Here is a 21917-nt window from a genome sequence, read left to right as displayed (position 1 = left end):
GTCGCCGCATCCCGGGGAGCGAGCGCGCTGTCCCGGTCGGGCCGGGTCACGAGAGTGTCGACGGTGCCTAGGAGCAGGAGGGGGACGCGGCGGGAAGCGGGGCCTTCGGCCTGCCGGTGTCCCGGCCCGTCGCTACGGCCACACCAGGCAGTACGCCTGGTGCCCCGCGTCGTGCAGGCGGTGGCTGAAGTCCTGCCATTCGTGGAGCAGTTGGTAGACGGAGTAGGCGTCGCGCGGGCCGCCGCGGTCGGGGACCGTGGACCAGATGAAGGCGGCGGCGCCGACCGATTCCTCGCCGACCCCGCGCAGCGGGTCGACCACCGTCATGGGGAGCTTCACCACGGCGTAATCGGGGTGGAGGACGACCAGTTCGAGCGGCGGAACCTTGTGGAGGGGTATGCCCTCGATGCCGGTGAGGACCATCGCGGCCATCGTCTCCGGCTTGATCTTGGTGAACATGCCGCCCATGCCCAGCTCGTCGCCGCCGAGTTCCTCGGGGCGCATCGAGATCGGGACGCGGGCCGCCGTGGCGCCGTTCGGCGCGCCGAAGTATTTGTACGTCACCCCCATACGGCCGCCTCTGTTGTCCCCGCCCTTGGTGTCCTCGCGCCGGTGGCGGCCACGCTGGGCGCGCTCAGGACCCCGGTCATCGGTTCCCTCGCCCAGTTCGCCACCGCGATGCATATCTCCACCCGACCACTCGCAGCCTCAGCCGCGCAAACCCGATCATCGTCTCAGAGACCTCCCCCGTCACCAGCGCGTGAAACGCCCGGCCGCACGCCCCCGTGCGCCTCTGAGACCATTGGTTGCGTGACCCATTCGTACGACGCCCCAGTTTTGCAGACGCGCGGGGGCTGACGCCCGGCCGAGAGCGAGAGGAATCGAAAAGGGACCGAGACGGAACCGCGCGGCGCCGAGGGTGTCCGCGAAGGGATTCCCCCGCACTGTTGCCAGCCGGGCCGCGTCCGAGTGCCGCGCCGCCCTTCCCTCCGTATATGCAGGTCAGGATCGCTGTGTCTTTTCCCTATGAAGCCCCTGTTTCGCAGTCGCTGTTCGACCGTGCGTCCGAGGTGACGCCCGGTGGCGTGAACTCTCCGGTGCGGGCGTTCCGTGCCGTGGGCGGTACGCCCCGTTTCATGGTGTCCGGTACCGGTCCGTACCTCACTGATGCCGACGGTCGCGAGTACGTCGACCTCGTGTGCTCGTGGGGACCGATGATCCTCGGCCATTCCCACCCCGAGGTCATCGCGGCGGTCCAGGAGGCGGTCGCCCGCGGTACGTCCTTCGGTACGCCGGGCTCGGGCGAGGTCGAGCTGGCGGAGGAGATCGTCGCCCGGATCGAGCCCGTCGAGCAGGTGCGGCTGGTGTCGTCCGGCACCGAGGCGACGATGTCGGCGATCCGGCTGGCGCGCGGTTTCACCGGCCGGGCCAAGGTCGTCAAGTTCGCCGGCTGCTACCACGGCCACGTCGACGCGCTGCTGGCCGCGGCCGGTTCGGGGGTGGCGACCCTCGGTCTGCCGGACACCCCGGGTGTGACGGGCGCGCAGGCCGGCGACACGATCGTGCTGCCGTACAACGACATCGAGGCGGTGCGGGCCGCGTTCGCCGCGCACCCGGGCGAGATCGCGTGCGTGATCACCGAGGCGTCGCCGGGCAACATGGGTGTCGTCCCGCCGCTGCCGGGCTTCAACCAGGGGCTCAAGGACGTCTGCGCGGAGAACGGCGCGCTGTACATCTCCGACGAGGTCATGACGGGCTTCCGGGTCAGCAAGGCCGGCTGGTACGGCATCGACCGGGTCACGCCGGACCTGATGACCTTCGGCAAGGTCATGGGCGGCGGCTTCCCCGCGGCGGCGTTCGGCGGTCGCGCCGATGTGATGGCGCACCTCGCGCCGGTCGGCCCCGTCTACCAGGCGGGCACCCTGTCCGGGAACCCGATCGCCACCGCCGCCGGTGTCGCGCAGCTGCGGCTGCTGGACGACGCGGCGTACGCGAAGGTCGACGCGGTCTCGGCCGAGGTGCGCGGGCTGGTCACCGCCGCGCTGGCGAAGGAGGGCGTGGCGCACCGCGTCCAGGCCGCGGGCAACATGTTCACGGTGTTCTTCACGGACGCCGAGGTGACGGACTACGACGGGGCCAGGGCGCAGGAGTCGTTCCGCTTCACCGCCTTCTTCCACTCGATGCTCTCGCAGGGTGTCTACCTCCCGCCGTCCGCCTTCGAGTCGTGGTTCCTGTCGACGGCGCACGACGCGGCGGCCGTCGAGCGGATCGCCGCCGCGCTGCCGGCCGCCGCGCGGGCCGCCGCCGCGGCCACGGCCTGACCGACGTACGGGATGCCGCGCGGCCGGCCGGGCGCTTCGGGGCGCAGCGGCCGGCCGCGCGGCTGACGGATCACGACTCAATGAATGGGTGACATGAGCAGCGAAGACATCACCGTGGTGCACCTGATGCGGCACGGCGAGGTGCACAACCCGGAGGGCGTGCTCTACGGGCGCCGTCCCGGTTACCACCTCTCGGAGCTGGGCCGGAAGATGGCCGACCGGGTCGCGGAGCATCTCGCGGAGCGGGACATCACACACCTCGTCTCCTCTCCTCTGGAGCGTGCCCAGGAGACGGCGGCGCCGATCGCGGCGGCGCACGGTCTTGACGTGGCGACCGACGAGCGGCTGATCGAGGCCGCGAACGTCTTCGAGGGGAAGACGTTCGGGGTCGGGGACGGCGCGCTGAAGAAGCCGGGCAACTGGAAGTACCTGACGAATCCGTTCCGGCCGTCCTGGGGCGAGCCGTACATCGAGCAGGTCGTGCGGATGATGGCGGCGCTCGGTGCGGCGCGGGACGCGGCGCGCGGGCACGAGGCGGTGGCGGTCAGCCATCAGCTGCCGATCTGGATCGTGCGCAGCTTCGCGGAGCGGCGGCGGCTGTGGCACGACCCGCGCAAGCGGCAGTGCACGCTGGCCTCGCTGACGTCGTTCACCTTCCACGGCGACAAGATCGTTTCGGTGGGCTACACCGAGCCGGCGCGTGACCTGGTGCCCGCGCATCTGCTGGCCGGTGCCAAGCCGGTCAAGGGGAAGGCGAAGGCGTTCGGCGCCTGAGCGGCGGGCGTTGAGGCGCCGGGGCTGACGTCCTGTCAAGTACCTGTGCGTCAATAGCAAGCAAAAATGCGAGATCTAACTGAATAGCCCGGAACCTACGTGTCCATCCGGCCATCTATCCCATTGTCCGTTTATATGGATATTGAGATCAGCGAGCACGGATGGGGACGACGCTATGCGCGCAATCAGTCGGCGGAACCTGCTGGGTATGGGAGTTGGGGCAGCCGCGGCGTTGGGCGTCGCCGGCTGTGCCACCGGTACGGACACGCAGTCGGACAAGCAGCGGTCCAAGAACGCGGTGCAGGCCAGGCCGAAACTCATCGGCGACGGCTCCACCGCCGACACCGGGCCGCAGCCCAACCAGCCGAAGGCGCCCGAGCGGCTGGAACCGGGACAGACCCCGCCGCAGTTCGTGATCTTCTCGTGGGACGGCGCGGGAGAGGTCGGCAACGGCCTCTTCCCGCGCTTCCTCCAGCTCGCCAAGGATCACGGCGCGGCCATGACCTTCTTCCTCTCCGGCCTCTACCTGCTGCCCGAGTCGAAGAAGGACCTCTACCTCCCGCCGAACAACCGCCCCGGCGCCTCCGACATCGGCTACCTCACCGACGAGCACATCAAGGTGACGCTGAAGAACGTCCGTCAGGCGTGGCTCGACGGCCATGAGGTCGGCACCCACTTCAACGGGCACTTCTGCACCGGGTCGGGCTCGGTCAAGGGCTGGACGCCCGACCAGTGGCAGTCCGAGATCGACCAGGCGATGGACTTCGTCACCAAGTGGCGTACGCACACCGGCTTCCAGGACATGGACCCGCTGCCCTTCGACTACCGCAAGGAACTGGTCGGCGGCCGTACGCCCTGCCTGCTCGGCCAGGAGAACCTGCTGCCCACCGCGAAGAAGCTCGGCTGGCGCTACGACGCGAGTTCGCCCGGCGGGCTCCAGATGTGGCCCAGGAAAAAGATGGGTGTCTGGGACTATCCGCTCCAGCAGATTCCCTTCCCCGGCCACTCGTTCGAGGTGCTGTCGATGGACTACAACATCCTCGCCAACCAGTCCAAGAACTCCACCCGGGCGCCGTCCGTGAATTACCCGGGCTGGCGCCGGCAGGCCACCGACTCGTACATCTCCGGATTCCAGCGGGCCTACGAGACCAATCGCGCGCCGTTCTTCATCGGCAACCACTTCGAGGAATGGAACGGCGGCATTTACATGGACGCCGTCGAGGAAGCGCTCAAGCACATCGCCAACGAACAGCACGAGGACGTCAGGCTGGTGTCCTTCCGGCAGTTCACCGACTGGCTCGACGTGCAGGACCCGCAGGTGCTCGCCAAGCTCCAGGGGCTGAGCGTCGGCCAGCAGCCGGCCGGCGGCTGGAAGTCGTACCTCGCGGCGGCCTGAGGCGGTGGTGCGCGGCCGGGCAGCCGGTCGCGCACCGCTGTGACATGGCGCTTTGCGGGGAACCTGCCGGGGCGAGGGGGGTGCGGAAGATCCGGAATCCGCCCATGCGAAACTTTTCACATGAGTGCCTGCCGCGCCCCACGCCGCCTCACCGGCCGCCGTCGCCTCACCCTGCTCGCCGCAGGGGCCGCGCTCGCCTCGCTGACGCTGAGCGCCTGCGGGGACGGCACGTCGGGCGGTTCGGCGCAGACCCGGTTCGTCCAGGGCAAGAACGGTATCGCCACGGTCGCCGTGGCCGACCGGCAGAAAGCGCCCGACCTCTCCGGTGAGACCACCAGAGGAAAGCAGCTCGACGTCGCGGATTACCGCGGCAAGGTCGTCGTCCTCAATGTCTGGGGATCGTGGTGCGGCCCGTGCATCGCCGAGGCGCCGAATTTCGCGAAGGTCGCCGGTGACACCAAGGACAAGGGCGTCCAGTTCGTCGGGATCAACACCAGGGATTCCGAGAAGTCACAGGCCACCAGCTTCGAGGAACAGCACAAGGTGCCGTATCCGAGCCTGTACGACCCGTCAGGGAAGCTGATGCTGCGCTTCCCCAAGGGCAGCCTCAATCCGCAGTCGATCCCCTCCACGATCGCCATCGACCGGCACGGCAGGATCGCGGCGCGGTCCATCGGCCCGATCACCGAGGACGACCTGCGCAAGATGATCAAGCCGCTGATCGCCGAGAAGTGATCCAGTGATCGCGCTCGCCGCCGCGGAGAACCAGACCGTCATGACCGGCGCCCTGCTGGCCGCCGTGCCCATCGCGCTGCTCGGCGGCCTGGTCTCCTTCTTCTCGCCCTGCGTACTGCCGCTCGTACCGGGCTACATGTCCTACGTCACCGGGGTCACCGGCACCGACCTCGCCGAGGCCAAGCGCGGCCGGATGCTGGCCGGTGCCCTGCTGTTCGTCCTCGGCTTCACCGCCGTCTTCGTCTCGGGCGGGGCGCTCTTCGGGTTCTTCGGGCAACGGCTCCAGGAGAACAAGGAGATCATCTCCCGCGTCCTGGGCGCCCTGATGATCCTGCTCGGTCTGGCCTTCGCCGGTGTGCTCAAACGCTTCGGCCAGCGCGAGCTGCGCTTCCACAAGAAGCCCACGATGGGCCTGGTCGGCGCGCCGGTGCTCGGGGTGCTCTTCGGCGTCGGCTGGACGCCGTGCCTGGGCCCCACCCTCACCGCCGTCAACACCCTCTCGCTCTACCAGGCCAGCGCGGCGCGCGGCGCCCTGCTGACCATCGTCTACTGCCTGGGGCTCGGCCTGCCGTTCGTGTTCGTGGCGCTGGCGTTCCGCCGGGCGCTCGGCGCGTTCGGCTGGGTCAAGCGCCACTACGTGTGGGTGATGCGGACCGGCGGCGGCATGATGGTCGCGCTCGGCATCCTCCTGGTCACCGGCGTCTGGGACAGCCTGATGTCCGAGCTGCAGAGCTGGACGCAAAGCTTCACCGTTGGGATCTGATTGATGTCCACCAAGACCGACACCCCCCACGACCCGGGGCCGGAGACCGGCGCACGGCAGTCCGGGGACGCGGGCGGGGATCTCGGCGCGGCCGGATCCCAGCTCTCCACCGCACCCAAGGAAGAGATCAGCTTCCCCTCGCTCGGCCCGGTCGGCTGGGCGCGGTGGTTCTGGCGGCAGCTCACCTCGATGCGGGTCGCGCTGCTGCTGCTCTTCCTGCTCTCGATCGGGGCGATCCCCGGCTCGCTGATCCCGCAGACCAGCATCGACCCGGTCAAGGTCGACTCCTTCAAGGCCGACCACCCGACGCTCTCCGGGATCTACGACAAGCTGGGGATGTTCCACGTCTACAGCTCGGTGTGGTTCTCGGCGATCTACCTGCTGCTCTTCATCTCCCTCATCGGCTGCATCGTGCCCCGCACCTGGCAGTTCGTCGGGCAGCTGCGGGGCCGTCCGCCGGGCGCGCCCAGCCGGCTGACCCGGCTGCCCGCGTACACGACGTGGCGTACCGACGCCGATCCCGACGCGGTGCTCGGCGCGGCCCGCCGGCTGCTGAAGAAGCGCAGGTTCCGCGCGGACCTCTCCGGTACGGCGGTGGCGGCCGAGAAGGGCTACCTGCGGGAGGTCGGCAACCTCGTCTTCCACCTCGCGCTGATCGTGCTGCTGGTCGCGTTCGCCGTCGGCAGCCTGTGGAAGTCCGAGGGCGGCAAGCTGACCACCGAGGGCGACGGCTTCGCCAACAACCTCACCCAGTACGACGACTTCAAGTCCGGGCCTTTCTTCGACACGGACACGATGGAGCCGTTCGGCTTCACGCTCGACAAGTTCGACGCGACGTACGAGCGGACCGGCCCCGAGCGGGGCACCCCGCGTACCTTCCGGGCCAACGTCACGTACTACACCGGTGCGGACGGCAAGGAGCACAAGACCTCGATCGAGGTGAACGAGCCGCTCGACATCGCGGGCTCCAAGGTCTACCTGCTCAACCACGGCTACGCGCCGGAGGTCAGCGTCAAGGACGGCCGGGGCAAGGTCGTCTACGACGGCGCGGTGCCCTTCCTGACGCAGGACCCGAAGAACTTCACCTCGACCGGTGTGGTGAAGGTGCCGGGCGCCCAGACCAAGGACGGCAAGCGCAATCAGCTGGGCTTCCAGGGCTTCTTCGTGCCGACGTTCGGCGGCAAGGGCTCCGGTTCGATGTTCTCGCAGTTCCCCGCGCTGGACTATCCGGTGCTGACGCTCACCGCCTACCACGGCGACCTGGGCCTGGACTCCGGACTGCCGCAGAGCGTCTACCAGCTCGACCAGAAGAACCTCAAGCAGTACTCCGCCAAGGGCAAGAAGCTGGCGAAGATGATGCTGCCGGGCGAGACGATGAAGCTGCCCGACGGCGACGGCTCCATCACCTTCAAGGGCGTCAAGACCTGGGCCAGCTTCAAGATCACCCACCAGCCGGGCAACGGTCTCGCGCTGGCCGGAGCGGTGGCGGTGCTGCTGGGCCTGGCGGGCTCGCTGTTCATCCAGCGCCGCCGGGTCTGGGTCAGGGCGCGGCCCGGCGCCGACGGCGTCACCGTCGTCGAGATCGCCGGCCTGGGCCGCAGCGAGTCGGCCCGGCTGCCGGAGGAAATCGCCGACCTGGCCGTGGCGCTGGCACCCGACGCCCCCGCGGCTGCGGACCCGGAACACCCCTCCGCAGGCCCCGACCCCGAAGCCCCGGCGCAGCCCACCGACTCCGCCGAACCTGCTGATCCCTCCGAAGGAGCGCGCGCGTGAACATCGCGGCCGCAGCCAACGAGACACTGGCGCACAACAGCAATCTGCTGGTCTATTCGGCGATGGCTGTCTACACCCTGGCCTTCCTCGCGCACATGGCCGAGTGGGTGTTCGGCAGCCGCAGCAAGGTGGGCCGTACCGCCGCCGCGCTGACCGGCGACGTGAAGGCAGCCGCACCGGTCACCGTGCAGGTGGCGGCCAAGGGCGGCACGGCGGTGCTGGAGCGGCCGAAGGTCGTCACCCGCTCGGCGCCCGGCAGCCGTGACGTCCCGGACGGTCCCGGCGCGGCCGGCGGCACCGAGAAGGGCGACCTCTACGGCCGGATCGCCATCTCGCTGACCGTCCTGGCCTGGGCGCTGCACGTCGCGGGTGTGGTCACCCGCGCGCTGTCCGTACAGCGGGCCCCCTGGGGCAACATGTACGAGTTCTCCACGACCTTCGCCGCGGTCGCGGTCAGCGCGTACCTGATCCTGCTGGCGCTCAAGAAGAACGTCCGCTGGATCGGACTGCCGCTGATCACCACGGTCCTGCTGGACCTGGGCCTGGCCGTGTCCGTGCTCTACACCGCCAGCGACCAGCTGGTGCCCGCGCTGCACTCGTACTGGCTGTGGATCCACGTCAGCTGCGCGATCATCTCCGGCGCCGTGCTCTACCTCGGTGCCGTCGCGACGCTGCTCTTCCTCTTCCGCGACCGCTACGAAGCCAAGCTCGCCGACCCGTCGGGCAAGCAGCCCGGCGCGTTCGCGTCCTCGGTGCTGGGGCGGCTGCCCGCCGCCGCCTCGCTCGACAAGTTCGCCTACCGCGTCAACGCCACGGTCTTCCCGCTGTGGACGTTCACCATCATCGCGGGCGCCATCTGGGCCGGGGCCGCCTGGGGCCGCTACTGGGGCTGGGATCCCAAGGAGGTCTGGTCCTTCATCACCTGGGTCGCCTACGCCTGCTACCTGCACGCCCGCGCCACCGCCGGCTGGAAGGGCCGCAAGGCCGCCTGGCTGGGCCTGATCGCGTTCTGCTGCTACCTCTTCAACTACTACGGCGTGAACATCTTCGTCACCGGTCTGCACTCCTACGCGGGAGTCTGATCCGGCATCGAACCATCGGAGGCGGCCCGCCGAAGGGCCGCCTCCGACGTGTTTCCAGGGGCTCAGCGGCGCTTACGCCCGCCGTGTTCCTGGCGCGGCGGGCGCTGGCCGCCGCCCGGCAGTTCCGGCTTGGGCAGATGCGCCACGTCCCACTGGGCCTCGGCCAGCTGCTCCGCGGTGTTGTGCGGCAGCCGCGGCGGCCGGTGCGCCGCGTGCCGGAAGCCGAACGCCGAGGTCAGGTCGCCGAAGGTGGCCCGCCGCCAGTCGCTGATGTTGGGTTCGTCGACGCCGGTGAAGCGCTCCAGGAACTGGAGCACGGAGGTGTGGTCGAACGCGTCGCCAGCCGCCCAGCCGCCCACCGTCCACGGCGAGACGATCATGCAGGGCACGCGGAAGCCGCCGCCGATGGGCAGGCCACCGACGAACTCGTCCGGGGTGCCGGGCGGCGGGGTGGGCGGCGGCACGTGGTCGAAGAGCCCGTCGTTCTCGTCGTAGTTGAGGATGAAGGCGGTCTTGCGCCAGACCTTGGGGTTGGAGGCGATGGCCTCGATCTTCCGGGCGATGTAGTCGGCGCCGGCGGCCGGCAGGTAGTCCGGGTGCTCGGACTGGTGGCCGGTGGGTATCAGCCAGGACACGGCCGGCAGCCGGTCGTTGCGGGCGTCGTCCTCGAACGTGCCGGCCGGCTGCGGCCTCACCCCCTTCTCGTACAGCGCCTCGCCCGGCTTGGCGTCCCGGAAGGTCTGGAACTGCTCCAGGAGGTTGCAGCCGTAGTCGTCCTCCTCCTGGTAGACCTTCCAGCTGACCCCGGCCGCTTCGAGCCGCTCGGCGTACGTCGTCCAGCGGTACGGCTGCGGCGCGGTGTTGTTGAGGATCGGGCCGCCGTGCCTGCCGCCCGGGTCGAGGGTGCCGGTCATCCAGTACAGCCGGTTGGGCCAGGTCGGCCCGAAGACCGAGCAGAAGTAGTTGTCGCAGAGCGTGAATGCCTCGGCGAGGGCGAAGTGGAAGGGGATGTCCCGGCGGGTGTGGTAGCCCATCACGTACGGCCCGTTGACCCCGTCGGCCTTGCGGTGCGCGGGCAGCCAGCGGTCCATCTTGCCGCCGTTCCACGCCTCGTGCTGGACCGACCAGGCGTGGCTGGTGGACGGGATGGCCTGGGCGCTGGAGGTGTGGGTGTTGAGGCGGAACGGCAGCAGGTAGCCGTCCGGGTTCGCCGCGTCCGGCTGGTGGAAGACGGAACGGCCGTCGGGGAGTGCCAGCGCGTCCGGGTCGGCGAAGCCCCGGACGCCGCGCAGGGTGCCGAAGTAGTGGTCGAAGGACCGGTTCTCCTGCATGAGCAGGACGACGTGTTCGATGTCGTGCAGCCCGCCGTGCCGGGGCGGGCCCGCGGCCACGGCCTTCTGGATGCTCGGGGGCAGCAGCGACAGCGCCGCGGCGCCGCCGACCGTGCCCGCGGCGGAGCCGAGGAGTCTGCGTCGGGTCATATCGGGCATAGGTGGCACTCTCCCTGTGTCGCGTGAGACCGCAGTGGGACGACCCGACTGTCTCGGCGCACGGGTTGCACAGGCAGGGGGAGATGGCTGAACTATGTGTCAAATGGCCATGAACAGGCGCCAGTTGGCTGGGAAAAGCTACGACATGTACGCCAAGAGGCGCGGTGCGGGGGTTTCGGTCGGCGCAGGACAGGGCCGCTCGCCGGGCAGCGGCGCGGCGGCGGACGCGGTGCTACCGGCCCGCACCGGGGCGTGGGTCCTGAAGTCCGGCCGGCGTCACGTCCGTGATGCCGGCCGGCCACTGTGTCACTCGGCGCCGATGTCCTCGTTCCACAGCGCCGGGTGCGCGCCGATGAAGTCGCGCATCATCTCCGCGCACTCCGCGTCGTCCAGCACCACGATCCGTACGCCGTGCCGGGCGAGCCAGTCGTGCCCGCCGTGGAAGGTCCTGGCCTCGCCGACGACCACCCGGGAGATGCCGAACTGCCGTACCAGGCCGCTGCAGTACCAGCAGGGCGAGAGGGTGGTGACCATCGTCGTGCCGCGGTAGCTGTGCTGCCGTCCTGCCGCGCGGAAGGCCGCGGTCTCGGCGTGCGCGGACGGATCGCCGTCCTGGACCCGGCGGTTGTGGCCGCTGCCGAGCAGGGTGCCGTCCGGGCCGTAGAGGGCGGCGCCGATCGGGATGCCGCCCTCGCCGAGCCCGGCCCGCGCCTCGGCGAGGGCGGTCGCCAGCATCGTGCGGGCGTGCTCCTGGAGGTGCCGCGGGTCGCCAGGGAGGTCAGGTGTGCGGCCGTCGTCGCCGTGCAGCCGCACCGCGTCGCGGTCCCGCGCCATGTCCTGCCGGCCGTGCTCCGGTGCCTGGTCCATGGCGCAAGACTCTCAGAGGCGGGCATCCGAAGGGCGTCCGACGGGCTGTCGGCCGGGCGTCTCCCGCGCGCTCAGCCCTTGCCCGGCGGCGTCTCGTCGGGGCCGTTCGGGGAGCCGTCCTCCTTGCGGCGCAGCTCGTCCTCGCGGCGGCGCAGGCCGGCCTCCCAGTCCTTGAGCAGCGCCTCGTCCTTCGTGTTCTCGTCCTTGAGCGACTTGAGGAACTCGGGGTTGTCGTCCGGCGCCACCCAGGTGGTGCGGTGGTTGCGGTGCCACTGCGACGGGGTGCTGCCGCCGTTCGCCGGCTGCCTGACCTTGCCGGCGACCAGCCAGACGATCGGCCCGACCAGCACCTCGCCGAAGAGCAGGATGATGAGCACCCAGACGACCTTGGGCAGCCCGCGGACCTGTGATTCGGGGGTGTTGACGCAGTCGATGAACGCGTAGATCCACAGCGCAAGCACCAAGAGGAAGGGCAGATACCTGAGCATGGCGTGAAGGTCCCCCTGGACGCGGTGGCGGGCCCGCCGCGGGGCCCGGTGACCCGTCCAGGGTAGTGCGTACCCGATACTGGGACGTATGGCTTATGACGATCTTCGCTCGTTCCTGCGCGCGCTCGACCGGGAGGGCGACCTCAAGCGCATCAAGGCCGAGGTCGACCCCTATCTGGAGGTCGGCGAGATCGTTGACCGGGTGCAGAAGGCGGGCGGCCCTGCCCTTCTCTTCGAGAACGTCAAGGGCTCGGCGATGCCGCTGGCCATGAACGTCTACGGCACCGACCGCCGGCTCCTGAAGGCACTCGGCCTCAAGGACTACAGCGACATCAGCGACCGGATCGGCGGGCTGCTCAAGCCCGAGCTGCCGCAGGGCTTCGTCGGGATGCGGGAGGCGTTCGGCAAGCTGGCCGGCATGACGCACGTCCCGCCGAAGAAGGTGAAGGGCGAGGACGCGGCCGTCCAGGAGGTCGTGCTCAAGGGCGACGAGGTCGACCTGGACATGCTCCCGGCGCTGTTCACCTGGCCGAAGGACGGCGGCTCCTTCTTCAACCTCGGCCTCACGCACACCAAGCACCCCGAAACGGGTATCCGCAACCTCGGCCTCTACCGCCTCCAGCGCCACGACAAGCGCACCATCGGCATGCACTGGCAGATCCACAAGGACAGCCGCAACCACTACCAGGTCGCGGCCAAGCGCGGCGAGAAGCTGCCGGTCGCCATCGCCTTCGGCTGCCCCCCTGCGGTGACCTACGCGTCCACCGCGCCGCTGCCGGGCGACATCGACGAGTACCTCTTCGCGGGCTTCCTCCAGGGCAAGCGGATCGAGATGGTGGACTGCAAGACCGTCCCGCTCCAGGTCCCGGCCCAGGCCGAGGTCGTCATCGAGGGCTGGCTCGAACCCGGCGAGATGCTGCCCGAGGGCCCGTTCGGCGACCACACCGGCTTCTACACGCCGCAGGAGCCGTTCCCCGCGCTGACCATCGACTGCGTCACGATGCGCAAGCGCCCGCTGCTCCAGTCCATCGTGGTGGGCCGCCCGCCGACCGAGGACGGGCCGCTGGGCCGGGCGACGGAACGCTTCTTCCTGCCGCTGCTCAAGATCATCGTCCCGGACATCGTGGACTACCACCTCCCCGAGTCCGGCGGCTTCCACAACTGCGCGATCGTCTCGATCGACAAGAAGTACCCCAAGCACGCGCAGAAGGTCATGCACGCCATCTGGGGCGCCCACATGATGTCGCTGACCAAACTGATCGTGGTCGTCGACGCGGACTGCGACGTCCACAACCTCCACGAGGTGTCCTGGCGGGCGCTCGGCAACACCGACTACGCCCGGGACCTGACCGTCGTCGAGGGCCCCGTCGACCATCTCGACCACGCCTCCTACCAGCAGTTCTGGGGCGGCAAGGCGGGTATCGACGCGACGGAGAAGTGGCCCGAAGAGGGGTACACGCGAGACGGCGGCTGGCCGGACATGGTCGAGTCGGACCCGGCCGTCCGTGACCGGGTGACCAAGCGCTGGAAGGAGTACGGCCTGTGAGCGGCGAAGCGATCCCCGTGGAGGGCGGCGCGAACCCGCCCGCCCCACGCGTGCGCGGAGGGGTGTCGGCGTTCCTCCGCCTGGTGATGATCGAGCACTCGGTCTTCGCGCTGCCGTTCGCCTACATCGCCTCGCTGACCGCGATGTACCAGTGGGACCGGAACATCCACTGGGGCCGGCTGCTGCTGGTGACGGTGGCGATGGTCGGGCTGCGGACGTTCGCGATGGCGGCCAACCGCATCATCGACCGCGAGATCGACGCCCGTAACCCGCGCACGGCCGGCCGCGAACTGGTCACCGGCGCGGTCTCGGTGAAGTCGGCGTGGACCGGCGCGCTGGTCGCCGTCGTCGTCTTCCTCGCCGCCGCCGCGCTGCTCAACCCGCTGTGCCTGGCGCTGGCGCCGGTCGCGGTGATCCCGATGGTGGTCTATCCGTACGGCAAGCGGTTCACGAACTTCCCGCACGCGATCCTGGGGCTCGCCCAGGCGATAGGGCCGGTCGGCGCCTGGATCGCGATCAGCGGCAGCTGGTCGTGGGACGCGGTCATCCTGGGCCTCGCGGTCGGCGTCTGGATCGGCGGCTTCGACCTGATCTTCGCCTGCCAGGACGTACAGGCCGACCGCGCGCACGGCGTGAAGTCCGTGCCTGCCCGCTTCGGCATCCCGGCGGCGCTGCACGGCGCCCGCGCCTGCCACGCCGTCACCACCGCGCTGCTGGTCTGGTACGCGCTGGCCACCGACGCGGGGGTGTGCTTCTGGATCGGTCTGGTGATCGTCGTCGGGGCCTTCCTCTACGAGCACACGATCGTCCGGCCGCACGACCTGTCCCGGCTCAACCGGGCCTTCTTCAGCGTCAACGGCTTCATCGGCATCGCGCTGTTCGTCTGCGCGCTGGCCGACCTGCTGGTCCGGGGACTGACGGTCTGACGGGACGTCTGCTGTGACAGGAGGGCGGGGCCGCGCGGCCCCGCCCTTTCGCGTGGGCCGGGCCCGGCGGGTGCACCCCGCGACCGGGGTGCGGACGCGGGCTCTCAGGCCGCCTTGACCATCGGCCAGGCGATCAGCCGGGGGTAGCTCCACCACTCGCCGCGGGTCGCCTTCACCGTGGCGATGATCGCGCAGACGACGCCCGATATGCCGTAGGCGCCCATGATCGCGATCACGGTCAGCATCGGGATCGCGAGGCCGGACGACGCGCGCTGCGCCTCGTCCGCCACCAGCCCGTAGACGAGCATCGTGCCGAAGTACAGCACCGCGCCGAGCACCGCCATGAGGGCCTGGGTGATGCCGAAGTTGAGGGCCTCGGTGGCGTGATGGCGGACGTACCTGTCGTGCTTGTTGCGCTCGCTGCCGCGTACCGACATCGGGCCGATCCAGCCGGCGAACGCGCCGAGGCCGCAGCACATCATCGAGCCCGCGGTCACCGTCAGCAGCGCGCCGAGGTGCGCCCACATCGCGGCGCTCGTCGACGGCGGGGGCGGCGGGGTGCCGTAGCCGGGGTCCGTGCCGTACCCGGGGGCCGACGGGTAGCCGTAGCCGTTCGGCGGCGGGCCGCTCTGCCATCCCGGGCCGCCGCCGTACGGCTGTTGCGGCCCGCTCTGCGGTCCGTATCCGTATCCCGGCTGGTGGTAATCGGACATCGTGCTCACCCCGTGCGCTGCGTAGTGCCCCGCCCGGCGCCGCGTCGGCGGCCCGGCGGCTCCCGTTACCCAGAGATTACGGGACGGGTCCGACAGTGGCCCCCGGCGAGAGCGCGGGCCGCCTGCTGCGGAAGACGAAGGCGGCCAGCACGCCGCCCAGCAGCCCGAACAGGTGGCCCTGCCAGCTGATGCCGCTGTCGGTCGGCAGCGCGCCCCAGACGATCGAGCCGTAGAGGACGGCGACCACGGCGCCGATGCCGATGTCGAGGATCTTGCGGTCGATGAAGCCGCGGACGAGGAGGTAGCCGAAGAGGCCGAAGACGACGCCGGACGCCCCCGCGGTGTTGCTGTGCGGGGCCGCGGTCAGCCAGACGCCCAGGCCGCTGGCGAGGATGATCACCAGGACGACACCGAGGAAGCGGCGTATTCCGGTGCGCAGTGCGGCGACGAAGCCGAGCACCAGCAGCGGCAGGGTGTTGGCGGCGAGGTGGCCGAAGCCGAAGTGGAGGAAGGCGGCGGGGATCACGTCGCCCAGCTCGCCGAACTCCCGCGGCTGGATGCCGAAGGTGTCCAGGGCGTGCCCGCTGACGGTGTCGACACCCTCCAGCAGCCAGAGCAGCCCGATCCAGCCCAGCATCAGGAAGATCGCGGGCTTCGCGCGGCTCATCGGCGGGCCTTTCTCTGCTGCGTTCCGGCTGTTTCCCGGCGCGGCGGGCCAGGGGGTTCATGAGGGAGAACGGCCGTGACGGGCCGGCGGTTCCGGCGGATAGGCTCGATGTCGTGGAGCCTTCGCCCATCGATACCAGTCAGCAGGACCCAGGTCGGCGCCGTCCGTGGGTCGTCGGGATCTCCGGCGCGTCCGGGACGCCGTATGCCGCGTCCGTGCTGCGCGGGCTGCTCGCGGCGGGGGAGGCGGTGGACCTGGTCGTGAGCCGGGCGTCCCGGCTGACCCTGCTCGACGAGACCGGGATCGCGTTCCGGGACGCCCACTGGCGGGCGGACCTGCGGGAGTGGCTGGCGCGCGGCGCGGACGGCAAGCCGGAGACGTTCGCGGTGCACGAGACGGAACTGGCCGATGTGCGGTACTGGCCGGCCGGTGACCTGGCGGCGGGTCCTTCGTCCGGGTCGTATCCGGCGAAGGGCATGCTGATCGTCCCGGCGAGCACGGCATGTGTCGCCGGGGTGGCACTCGGACTCTCGAAGGATCTGCTCCAGCGGGTGGCGAGCGTGACGCTCAAGGAGCGCAGGCCGCTGGTGGTCGCGGTGCGGGAGACCCCGCTGAACGGGCCGACGCTGAAGCATCTGGTGTCGCTGGACGAGGCGGGCGCCGTGGTGCTGCCCGCCTCCCCGGCGTTCTACGCGGGCGCGAGGCACATCCAGGATCTGGTGGACTTCGTCGCCGGCCGGGTGCTCGACGCGGCGGCTGTGCCGCACGGTCTGTACCGGCGTTGGGAGGGGGAACTCGGGGGTGCCTCCTGAGGGAGGTCCCGGCTGCGCCCTAGCGCTTCTTGGCGGCGGCGCGGCCGAGGCGGCGCCGGGCCCGCGGGGCGGCGGGCTGGTGGTGGGCACGTGAACGATTGGCCTGGTCCTGCAGCTCGCGCATGCGGGCGTAGGCCATCTCGATCGAGTACACGGTGACAACTCCTGTGAAGATCGTCGTTGATCATTTGGAAGAATCACAAGGCATCGAGCCCTGTATGCCTTAGATTCTACATGCAGGATCCGAAATTGCGTAAAGATTGGAAGGCTAGAGGGCATGGACGCGGTGGATAGGCAGCTCATCCAGGCACTTCGCGAGAACGGGAGGGCCTCCTACGCGGAGCTCGGCCGTCTCGTCGGCCTCTCCGGGCCCAGCGTCACGGACCGGATCAACCGCCTCGAAGCGGCCGGTGTGATCACCGGGTACCGCGCGACGGTCGACGCCAAGTCCCTCGGGCTCGGCGTCACGGCACTGGTCGGCATCTCCCTCTCGGACGCCGCCGACCACGAGGACGTCGCACGCCGGCTGCGCGACCTCGCCGAGATCGAGGACTGCTGGTTCATCGCCGGCGACGACTCGTACATGCTCAAGGTGCGGGTCGGTGACATGGACGGCCTGGAGACGATCATCCGGCGGCTGTCCGGCACCAAGGGCGTCTCCCGTACCCGCACCACCATCGTGCTCTCCACCAAGTGGGAGAACCGCGTCGGCGAGCTTCCCGAGGAGGTCGAATAGCGGCCGTCGCCTCCCGGCCGTGGCTGCGCGGGGCGGGGCGCCGCAGGGGGCTCCGCCCGTGCCGTTGACGGGGGAGTAGGCTCGGGCAGGCCCGTTTCCGGCACCGAAACGGGACAGATACGGCAGAGAGTGGGAGGCGACCGGATGGCTGCGTCGATGGATGTGGGCCTCAAGCGCGAGCTGGAGGCGAAGGTCCACGCCGGGGAGCGGCTGACCCGCGAGGACGGCATCGCCCTCTACGAGTCCGACGACCTGGCATGGCTCGGCGGCCTCGCGCACGAGGTGCGCACCCGCAAGAACGGCGACGTCGTCCACTTCAACGTCAACCGTCACCTCAACATGACCAACGTGTGCACCGCGTCGTGCGCCTACTGCTCGTTCCAGCGCAAGCCGGGCGAGAAGGACGCGTACACCATGCGCATCGAGGAGGCCGTCCGCCTCGCCAAGGCGATGGAGAACGAGAACCTCACCGAGCTGCACATCGTCAACGGCCTGCACCCGACGCTGCCGTGGCGCTACTACCCCCGGTCGCTCAGCGCCCTCAAGGAGGCGCTGCCCGACACGGTCTCCCTCAAGGCGTTCACCGCCACCGAGATCCACCACTTCGAGACCATCTCCGGCCTGTCGGCGTCCGAGATCCTCGACGAGCTGATCGACGCGGGCCTGGAGTCGCTGACCGGCGGCGGCGCCGAGATCTTCGACTGGGAGGTGCGGCAGCACATCGTCGACCACGCCACCCACTGGGAGGACTGGTCGCGGATCCACCGCCTCGCGCACGAAAAGGGCCTCAAGACCCCGAGCACGATGCTCTACGGGCACATCGAGGAGCACCGCCACCGCGTCGACCACGTCCTGCGCCTGCGCGAACTCCAGGACGAGACGGGCGGCTTCCAGGTCTTCATCCCGCTGCGCTACCAGCACGACTTCGTGGACATGAAGGACGGCAAGGTCCGCAACCGCCTCCAGGCGCGCACGACCATGGCCAGCGGTGCCGAGGCGCTGAAGACCTTCGCGGTCTCCCGCCTGCTCTTCGACAACGTCCCGCACGTCAAGTGCTTCTGGGTGATGCACGGCCTCCAGACCACCCAACTCGCCCTCCAGCACGGCGCGGACGACATGGACGGCTCGGTCGTCGAGTACAAGATCACGCACGACGCCGACAACTACGGCACGCCGAACAAACTGACCCGCGAGGACCTGCTCGACCTGATCCGCGACGCCGGATTCCGTCCCGTCGAGCGCAACACCCGCTACGAGGCGATCCGCGAGTACCCGGGCCCCGACCCGGACCGCCGCGAGTCGCCGCAGGCCATGCGTCTGTGACCCGCTGATCCGCTGACCTGCGCCCCCGGCCCGGCCGGGGGCGTTGTCAGTGGCCGGCGTTAGGGTCCAGGACATGAGCGTGCGCTTCGACCTGGACCCTTCTGTCACCCCGGAACTGCGCGACGGGCTGCTCAGCCTGTGGGCGGACGTCTCCAACGCCGGCGGCGCGGTCGGCTTCGTCCCGCCGGTGACACCGGAGGAGATACGCCCCGACCTGCTCCGGCATCTGACGGCGATGGCCGAGGGCCGCGAGCGCCTGGTGGCGGGCCGCGACGCGGACGGCAGGGTGCTGGCGACGGCGTTCCTGGCCCTCAACTCCCACCGCCTGATGCGGCACTGGCTGTGGGTCTACACCGTGATGGTCCACCCCTCCCTCCAGGGGCAGGGCGCGGGCCGCGCGCTGATGGACGCGGTCGACGACGCCGCCCGGAGCATCGACGGCATCAGCGGCATCCGCCTCACCTGCCGCGGCGGCACCGGCATATCGCGCTTCTACGCCGCGTGCGGCTACAAGGAGGTCGGCCGGGTGCCGGGCGCGATCAAGGTCGCCGACGACGACTTCCGCGACGACATCACGATGTGGCGTGAGCTGCACTGACCGGGCCCGCGGGTAACAGCCCCCGGGGGGACGGAAGATCGCAAGTGGCGCTGTGCTTGACTGGTTGGCGACCCTTTGGTTGCCGTTGAGAAGAAGGTTCCGCCCCGTGAGCAGCCCCAAGTTCGCCACACTCCGCTACACCGCACTTCGCATCGGCCTCTTCATCGCCTGCTTCGCGCTGGTGTGGGTGCTGGCCTACTTCCGGATCATCCCGCTCGGCGTCGGCAGCGCGAACGCCATCTGGCTGCTGCTGCTCGCCATCGTGATCTCCGCGCCGCTCAGCTTCGTGCTGCTGCGCAAGCAGCGGGACGCGATGTCCGTGCAGATCGTCGACAAGGTCGACCGCCAGCGCGAGCGCCTCGCCGCCAACCGCAGCCAGGAGGACGGGCTCCTCTGACCCGGACCGCGCCCGCCGCACCGGAAGCGGGCGGCCGGGCGGGGCGGAAGGCGGGCGGCAGCGGCCCGCCCCGCTGACGGCCGGATTGTCGGCCACCTCACACTCGCGCACCCACACAGGCGCCTCACCGTGGAGTTTCCCCTCCGCGGTGGGGCGCCTGCCGTTTTCGTCCCGCTCGGTATTGCCCTGCCCAAAGATTTTCTTTGAGTTCCCCAAAGTTCGAGTGTTAACGTACTTGTCATGAAGACAGCAGCCGCGCCCTCGTTCCCCGTGAGCGCCCCGCTCGTGGCGCGCCTGCACGTCGATCTTTGCCGCTGTCTGTCCGCGGCCTGTTGCCGCCGCTGACCATGCTCACCGCGGCCGGAGATCCGCGTTACGGACCTCCTGGCGCTCTTCCGCCGTTTTCCCGACGTCTGACCTGTCACCGGAGTGTGTCCGTTGTCCACATCTGAGACCGCTGTGTCCGAAGAGGCCCCCAAGGCATCCAAGTCCTCCCGAATACCGAAGATTCCGTTCTGGATCCAGATCCTGGCCGGTCTCGCCCTGGGTGTGCTGCTCGGCTGGATCGCCAAGAGCAATGACGTCGGCTGGCTGACGTCCACCCTTGAGCACGTCGGCGACCTCTTCATCCAGCTGCTGAAGCTGGCCATCGCCCCGCTGGTCTTCTTCGCCATCCTGGTGTCGATCACCAACCTGCGGCAGGTCAACAACGCCGCCAGGCTCGCCACCCGCACCCTGCTGTGGTTCATGGCCACCTCGCTGATCGCCGTCGCCATCGGCCTGGTCATCGGCCTGCTGACCAACCCCGGCGCGGGCACCGGCCTGACGCCCAAGGACGGCAAGGCGCCCGAACACGCCGGTTCCTGGATCGACTTCCTCACCGGCATCGTGCCCACCGACATCGTCACGCCGTTCACCCAGCTGCAGGTCCTGCAGATCGTCTTCATGGCCGCCGTCGTCGGCATCGCCGCACTCAAGCTCGGCGACAGGGCCGAACCGGTCCTCAAGATCAGCCGGTCCGCGCTGGAACTGCTCCAGAAGGCCCTGTGGTGGGTCATCCGCCTCGCCCCGATCGGCACCGTCGGCCTCATCGGCCACGCCATCGCGACGTACGGCTGGAACCTCATCGGCAAGTACGCGACCTTCACCGTCGACATCTACGTCGGCTGCGCCATCGTCCTCTTCGGCGTCTACCCGCTGCTGCTCTCGACGGTCGCCAAGGTCAACCCGCTGCAGTTCTTCAAGGGCGCCTGGCCCGCCATCCAGCTGGCCTTCGTCTCCCGCTCCTCGGTCGGCACCATGCCGGTCACCCAGAAGGTCACCGAGCGCCTCGGCGTGCCGAAGGAGTACGCCTCCTTCGCGGTGCCGTTCGGCTCGACGACCAAGATGGACGGCTGCGCCTCGATCTACCCGGCGATCGCCGCGATCTTCATCGCCCAGATCTTCGACGTCCCGCTGGGCATCGGCGACTACGTCCTGATCGCCTTCGTCTCGGTCATCGGCTCCGCCGCCACCGCCGGCCTCACCGGCGCGACCGTCATGCTGACCCTGACCCTCTCCACCCTGGGCCTGCCCCTGGAGGGTGTCGGCCTGCTGATGGCCATCGACCCGATCCTCGACATGATGCGCACCGCCACCAACGTCGCGGGCCAGTCGGTGATCCCGATCCTGGTCTCCGCCAAGGAGAAGATCCTGGACCGCGACGCCTACGCACAGGCGCACGGCAGCCGTCTTGAGGACGACGCCGCCGACGGCGCGGACGAGCAGGTCTCCGCCCGGGAGCCGGTCCCCGCGTAATTCCGGCCCGCCGCACGGCTGCGCCCCGACCCCTGATGCTCGACGGGTCGGGGCGCAGCCGTGTCCGCACCCGCTTCGGACAGCCGACGTGGTGCGTCAGGCCGCCGGGAACCGGGCGACGTACGCGTCGAAGGGTTCGATGCCCACCTCGGCGCGCAGTGCGTCCACGCGCGCGGGCTCCTCGCACGGCCACGGCAGGGGCGAGCCGTCCCGCACGCCGGCGATCTGGGTGCCGTAGACCTGCTTGCGCCCCTCGTTGACCAGCGTGCGGTCACGCAGGAAGGCCAGCTCGCGGGGGCCGGCCGCGCCCGCCGCCACCGCCTGCTCCATCAGACGGAGCGCCCGCCGCTGGACGTCGAGCTGCCGGTCGGCGTGCTGCGCGATCAGCCACGCCGCACGCGCCGCGTCCTCGCCGACCAGTTCCGCCGTCGGCCAGCCGCACTCATCCATGATCGCGTTCAGCCGGTCACCGTGCCGGGCGGTCAGCCGCCGCCACGCCAACTGCCCCGCCGGATCCTCACCGTTCGCGTGCACCGAGGCCCGCTGGTCCGCCGCGGCCATCCGCACGAGCTCATCCCTCAGTGCGGCAATATCCTGCGCCACTCTCAACTCCCTGTTCAGACACCCATGTTGTGCCGATCGCCTGAAACCCTAAAGGCGCAAACCACCCACAAAGATCGTTCGGGAGAAGGGTGACGGAGGCCCCTGGGGAC

General features: G+C 69.9%; 23 protein-coding genes. 15 read left to right on the top strand and 8 right to left on the bottom strand.

Annotation, left to right across the window (positions count from 1 at the left end):
- Nucleotides 1–132: 132 nt before the first annotated feature.
- Nucleotides 133–684 (bottom strand): hypothetical protein, encoded by a 552-nt coding sequence (locus ACIBK8_RS12300; RefSeq protein WP_393683799.1) that lies wholly within the window; start codon nt 682–684, stop codon nt 133–135.
- 329 nt (nt 685–1013) lie between these two features.
- Here ACIBK8_RS12300 and hemL point away from each other — a divergent pair, with 329 nt between their 5' ends.
- The 7 genes from hemL (at nt 1014) to ccsB (ending at nt 8844) form a co-directional block, all read left to right on the top strand.
- Entirely contained in the window at nt 1014–2321 is a 1308-nt protein-coding gene (gene hemL / locus ACIBK8_RS12295) for a glutamate-1-semialdehyde 2,1-aminomutase (protein ID WP_393683798.1), read from the top strand.
- Between the two features lie 93 nt (nt 2322–2414).
- Nucleotides 2415–3095, top strand: coding sequence for a histidine phosphatase family protein (locus ACIBK8_RS12290; RefSeq protein ID WP_393683797.1), 681 nt, complete (start codon nt 2415–2417; stop codon nt 3093–3095).
- Between the two features lie 208 nt (nt 3096–3303).
- Complete coding sequence (locus tag ACIBK8_RS12285) at nt 3304–4491, top strand: hypothetical protein (RefSeq protein ID WP_399041630.1); 1188 nt, start codon at nt 3304–3306, stop codon at nt 4489–4491.
- 120 nt (nt 4492–4611) lie between these two features.
- Complete coding sequence (locus tag ACIBK8_RS12280) at nt 4612–5226, top strand: TlpA family protein disulfide reductase (RefSeq protein ID WP_399041629.1); 615 nt, start codon at nt 4612–4614, stop codon at nt 5224–5226.
- A gap of 4 nt (nt 5227–5230) precedes the next feature.
- A complete protein-coding gene (locus ACIBK8_RS12275) occupies nt 5231–5989 on the top strand; it encodes a cytochrome c biogenesis CcdA family protein (RefSeq protein ID WP_393683792.1) in 759 nt (252 codons plus the stop codon).
- 3 nt (nt 5990–5992) lie between these two features.
- Nucleotides 5993–7762: a cytochrome c biogenesis protein ResB gene (locus ACIBK8_RS12270; RefSeq protein ID WP_399041628.1), complete on the top strand. Its 1770-nt coding sequence runs from the start codon at nt 5993–5995 to the stop codon at nt 7760–7762.
- Nucleotides 7759–8844, top strand: a complete 1086-nt coding sequence (ccsB, locus tag ACIBK8_RS12265) for a c-type cytochrome biogenesis protein CcsB (RefSeq protein ID WP_399041627.1) — start codon at nt 7759–7761, stop codon at nt 8842–8844. Before ACIBK8_RS12270 ends, ccsB begins: the two co-directional genes overlap by 4 nt.
- 62 nt (nt 8845–8906) lie before the next feature.
- Here the strand turns inward: ccsB and ACIBK8_RS12260 are convergent, their stop codons facing one another.
- The 3 genes from ACIBK8_RS12260 to ACIBK8_RS12250 form a co-directional block, all read right to left on the bottom strand.
- Nucleotides 8907–10334 carry an alkaline phosphatase family protein gene (locus ACIBK8_RS12260; RefSeq protein WP_399041626.1) on the bottom strand — a complete coding sequence of 476 codons (1428 nt, stop codon included), beginning with the start codon at nt 10332–10334 and terminating at the stop codon, nt 8907–8909.
- A gap of 306 nt (nt 10335–10640) precedes the next feature.
- Entirely contained in the window at nt 10641–11069 is a 429-nt protein-coding gene (locus tag ACIBK8_RS12255) for a nucleoside deaminase (RefSeq protein WP_393683908.1), read from the bottom strand.
- A 203-nt stretch (nt 11070–11272) separates the two neighbouring features.
- Nucleotides 11273–11689, bottom strand: a complete 417-nt coding sequence (locus ACIBK8_RS12250; protein WP_399041625.1) for a PLD nuclease N-terminal domain-containing protein — start codon at nt 11687–11689, stop codon at nt 11273–11275.
- Nucleotides 11690–11777: 88 nt separating this feature from the next.
- Between ACIBK8_RS12250 and ACIBK8_RS12245 the strand changes: the two genes are divergently transcribed.
- Nucleotides 11778–13235, top strand: a complete 1458-nt coding sequence (locus tag ACIBK8_RS12245) for a menaquinone biosynthesis decarboxylase (RefSeq protein WP_399041624.1) — start codon at nt 11778–11780, stop codon at nt 13233–13235.
- Entirely contained in the window at nt 13232–14161 is a 930-nt protein-coding gene (gene mqnP, locus ACIBK8_RS12240) for a menaquinone biosynthesis prenyltransferase MqnP (protein WP_399041623.1), read from the top strand. Before ACIBK8_RS12245 ends, mqnP begins: the two co-directional genes overlap by 4 nt.
- 104 nt (nt 14162–14265) lie before the next feature.
- Here the strand turns inward: mqnP and ACIBK8_RS12235 are convergent, their stop codons facing one another.
- Nucleotides 14266–14874 (bottom strand): DUF4870 domain-containing protein, encoded by a 609-nt coding sequence (locus tag ACIBK8_RS12235; protein ID WP_399041622.1) that lies wholly within the window; start codon nt 14872–14874, stop codon nt 14266–14268.
- 76 nt (nt 14875–14950) lie between these two features.
- Nucleotides 14951–15541 carry a rhomboid family intramembrane serine protease gene (locus ACIBK8_RS12230; protein WP_399041621.1) on the bottom strand — a complete coding sequence of 197 codons (591 nt, stop codon included), beginning with the start codon at nt 15539–15541 and terminating at the stop codon, nt 14951–14953.
- Nucleotides 15542–15654: 113 nt separating this feature from the next.
- Between ACIBK8_RS12230 and ACIBK8_RS12225 the strand changes: the two genes are divergently transcribed.
- Nucleotides 15655–16353, top strand: a complete 699-nt coding sequence (locus ACIBK8_RS12225; RefSeq protein WP_393683781.1) for a UbiX family flavin prenyltransferase — start codon at nt 15655–15657, stop codon at nt 16351–16353.
- 19 nt (nt 16354–16372) lie between these two features.
- On the opposite strand, the gene ACIBK8_RS12220 is transcribed toward ACIBK8_RS12225, so the two are convergent.
- Nucleotides 16373–16507, bottom strand: coding sequence for a hypothetical protein (locus ACIBK8_RS12220; protein WP_393683779.1), 135 nt, complete (start codon nt 16505–16507; stop codon nt 16373–16375).
- Between the two features lie 123 nt (nt 16508–16630).
- Here ACIBK8_RS12220 and ACIBK8_RS12215 point away from each other — a divergent pair, with 123 nt between their 5' ends.
- From ACIBK8_RS12215 to ACIBK8_RS12195, 5 genes are all read left to right on the top strand, one after another.
- Nucleotides 16631–17089, top strand: coding sequence for an Lrp/AsnC family transcriptional regulator (locus ACIBK8_RS12215; RefSeq protein WP_393683777.1), 459 nt, complete (start codon nt 16631–16633; stop codon nt 17087–17089).
- Between the two features lie 156 nt (nt 17090–17245).
- Complete coding sequence (gene mqnE / locus ACIBK8_RS12210; protein WP_393683906.1) at nt 17246–18412, top strand: aminofutalosine synthase MqnE; 1167 nt, start codon at nt 17246–17248, stop codon at nt 18410–18412.
- 73 nt (nt 18413–18485) lie between these two features.
- Nucleotides 18486–19010, top strand: coding sequence for a GNAT family N-acetyltransferase (locus ACIBK8_RS12205; RefSeq protein WP_399041619.1), 525 nt, complete (start codon nt 18486–18488; stop codon nt 19008–19010).
- 106 nt (nt 19011–19116) lie between these two features.
- Entirely contained in the window at nt 19117–19407 is a 291-nt protein-coding gene (locus ACIBK8_RS12200; RefSeq protein ID WP_399041618.1) for a DUF4229 domain-containing protein, read from the top strand.
- Nucleotides 19408–19845: 438 nt separating this feature from the next.
- On the top strand, nt 19846–21204 hold the full coding sequence (locus tag ACIBK8_RS12195) for a dicarboxylate/amino acid:cation symporter (protein WP_399041617.1): 1359 nt from the start codon (nt 19846–19848) through the stop codon (nt 21202–21204).
- 96 nt (nt 21205–21300) lie between these two features.
- On the opposite strand, the gene ACIBK8_RS12190 is transcribed toward ACIBK8_RS12195, so the two are convergent.
- Nucleotides 21301–21807, bottom strand: a complete 507-nt coding sequence (locus ACIBK8_RS12190) for a DUF6624 domain-containing protein (RefSeq protein ID WP_399041616.1) — start codon at nt 21805–21807, stop codon at nt 21301–21303.
- Nucleotides 21808–21917: the final 110 nt, after the last annotated feature.

Source organism: Streptomyces sp. NPDC050161 (assembly GCF_044460025.1).
Lineage (GTDB): Bacteria > Actinomycetota > Actinomycetes > Streptomycetales > Streptomycetaceae > Streptomyces.
The sequence above is the reverse complement of the archived record's forward strand: the minus strand, read 5'-3'. Positions and strand labels throughout refer to the sequence as shown.

Excerpts from the sequence above, each read along its gene's own strand:
- ACIBK8_RS12255 (WP_393683908.1), bottom strand. The coding sequence starts at position 11,069 with ATGCTGGCGACCGCCCTCGCCGAGGCGCGGGCCGGGCTCGGCGAGGGC.
- ACIBK8_RS12285 (WP_399041630.1), top strand. The coding sequence starts at position 3,304 with ATGGGAGTTGGGGCAGCCGCGGCGTTGGGCGTCGCCGGCTGTGCCACC.
- ACIBK8_RS12230 (WP_399041621.1), bottom strand. The coding sequence starts at position 15,541 with ATGAGCCGCGCGAAGCCCGCGATCTTCCTGATGCTGGGCTGGATCGGG.
- ACIBK8_RS12215 (WP_393683777.1), top strand. The coding sequence starts at position 16,631 with ATGGACGCGGTGGATAGGCAGCTCATCCAGGCACTTCGCGAGAACGGG.
- ACIBK8_RS12260 (WP_399041626.1), bottom strand. The coding sequence starts at position 10,334 with ATGCCCGATATGACCCGACGCAGACTCCTCGGCTCCGCCGCGGGCACG.
- ACIBK8_RS12235 (WP_399041622.1), bottom strand. The coding sequence starts at position 14,874 with ATGTCCGATTACCACCAGCCGGGATACGGATACGGACCGCAGAGCGGG.
- mqnE (WP_393683906.1), top strand. The coding sequence starts at position 17,246 with ATGGATGTGGGCCTCAAGCGCGAGCTGGAGGCGAAGGTCCACGCCGGG.
- ACIBK8_RS12270 (WP_399041628.1), top strand. The coding sequence starts at position 5,993 with ATGTCCACCAAGACCGACACCCCCCACGACCCGGGGCCGGAGACCGGC.
- ACIBK8_RS12205 (WP_399041619.1), top strand. The coding sequence starts at position 18,486 with ATGAGCGTGCGCTTCGACCTGGACCCTTCTGTCACCCCGGAACTGCGC.
- ACIBK8_RS12290 (WP_393683797.1), top strand. The coding sequence starts at position 2,415 with ATGAGCAGCGAAGACATCACCGTGGTGCACCTGATGCGGCACGGCGAG.
- ACIBK8_RS12280 (WP_399041629.1), top strand. The coding sequence starts at position 4,612 with ATGAGTGCCTGCCGCGCCCCACGCCGCCTCACCGGCCGCCGTCGCCTC.
- ACIBK8_RS12250 (WP_399041625.1), bottom strand. The coding sequence starts at position 11,689 with ATGCTCAGGTATCTGCCCTTCCTCTTGGTGCTTGCGCTGTGGATCTAC.
- ACIBK8_RS12245 (WP_399041624.1), top strand. The coding sequence starts at position 11,778 with ATGGCTTATGACGATCTTCGCTCGTTCCTGCGCGCGCTCGACCGGGAG.
- ACIBK8_RS12300 (WP_393683799.1), bottom strand. The coding sequence starts at position 684 with ATGCATCGCGGTGGCGAACTGGGCGAGGGAACCGATGACCGGGGTCCT.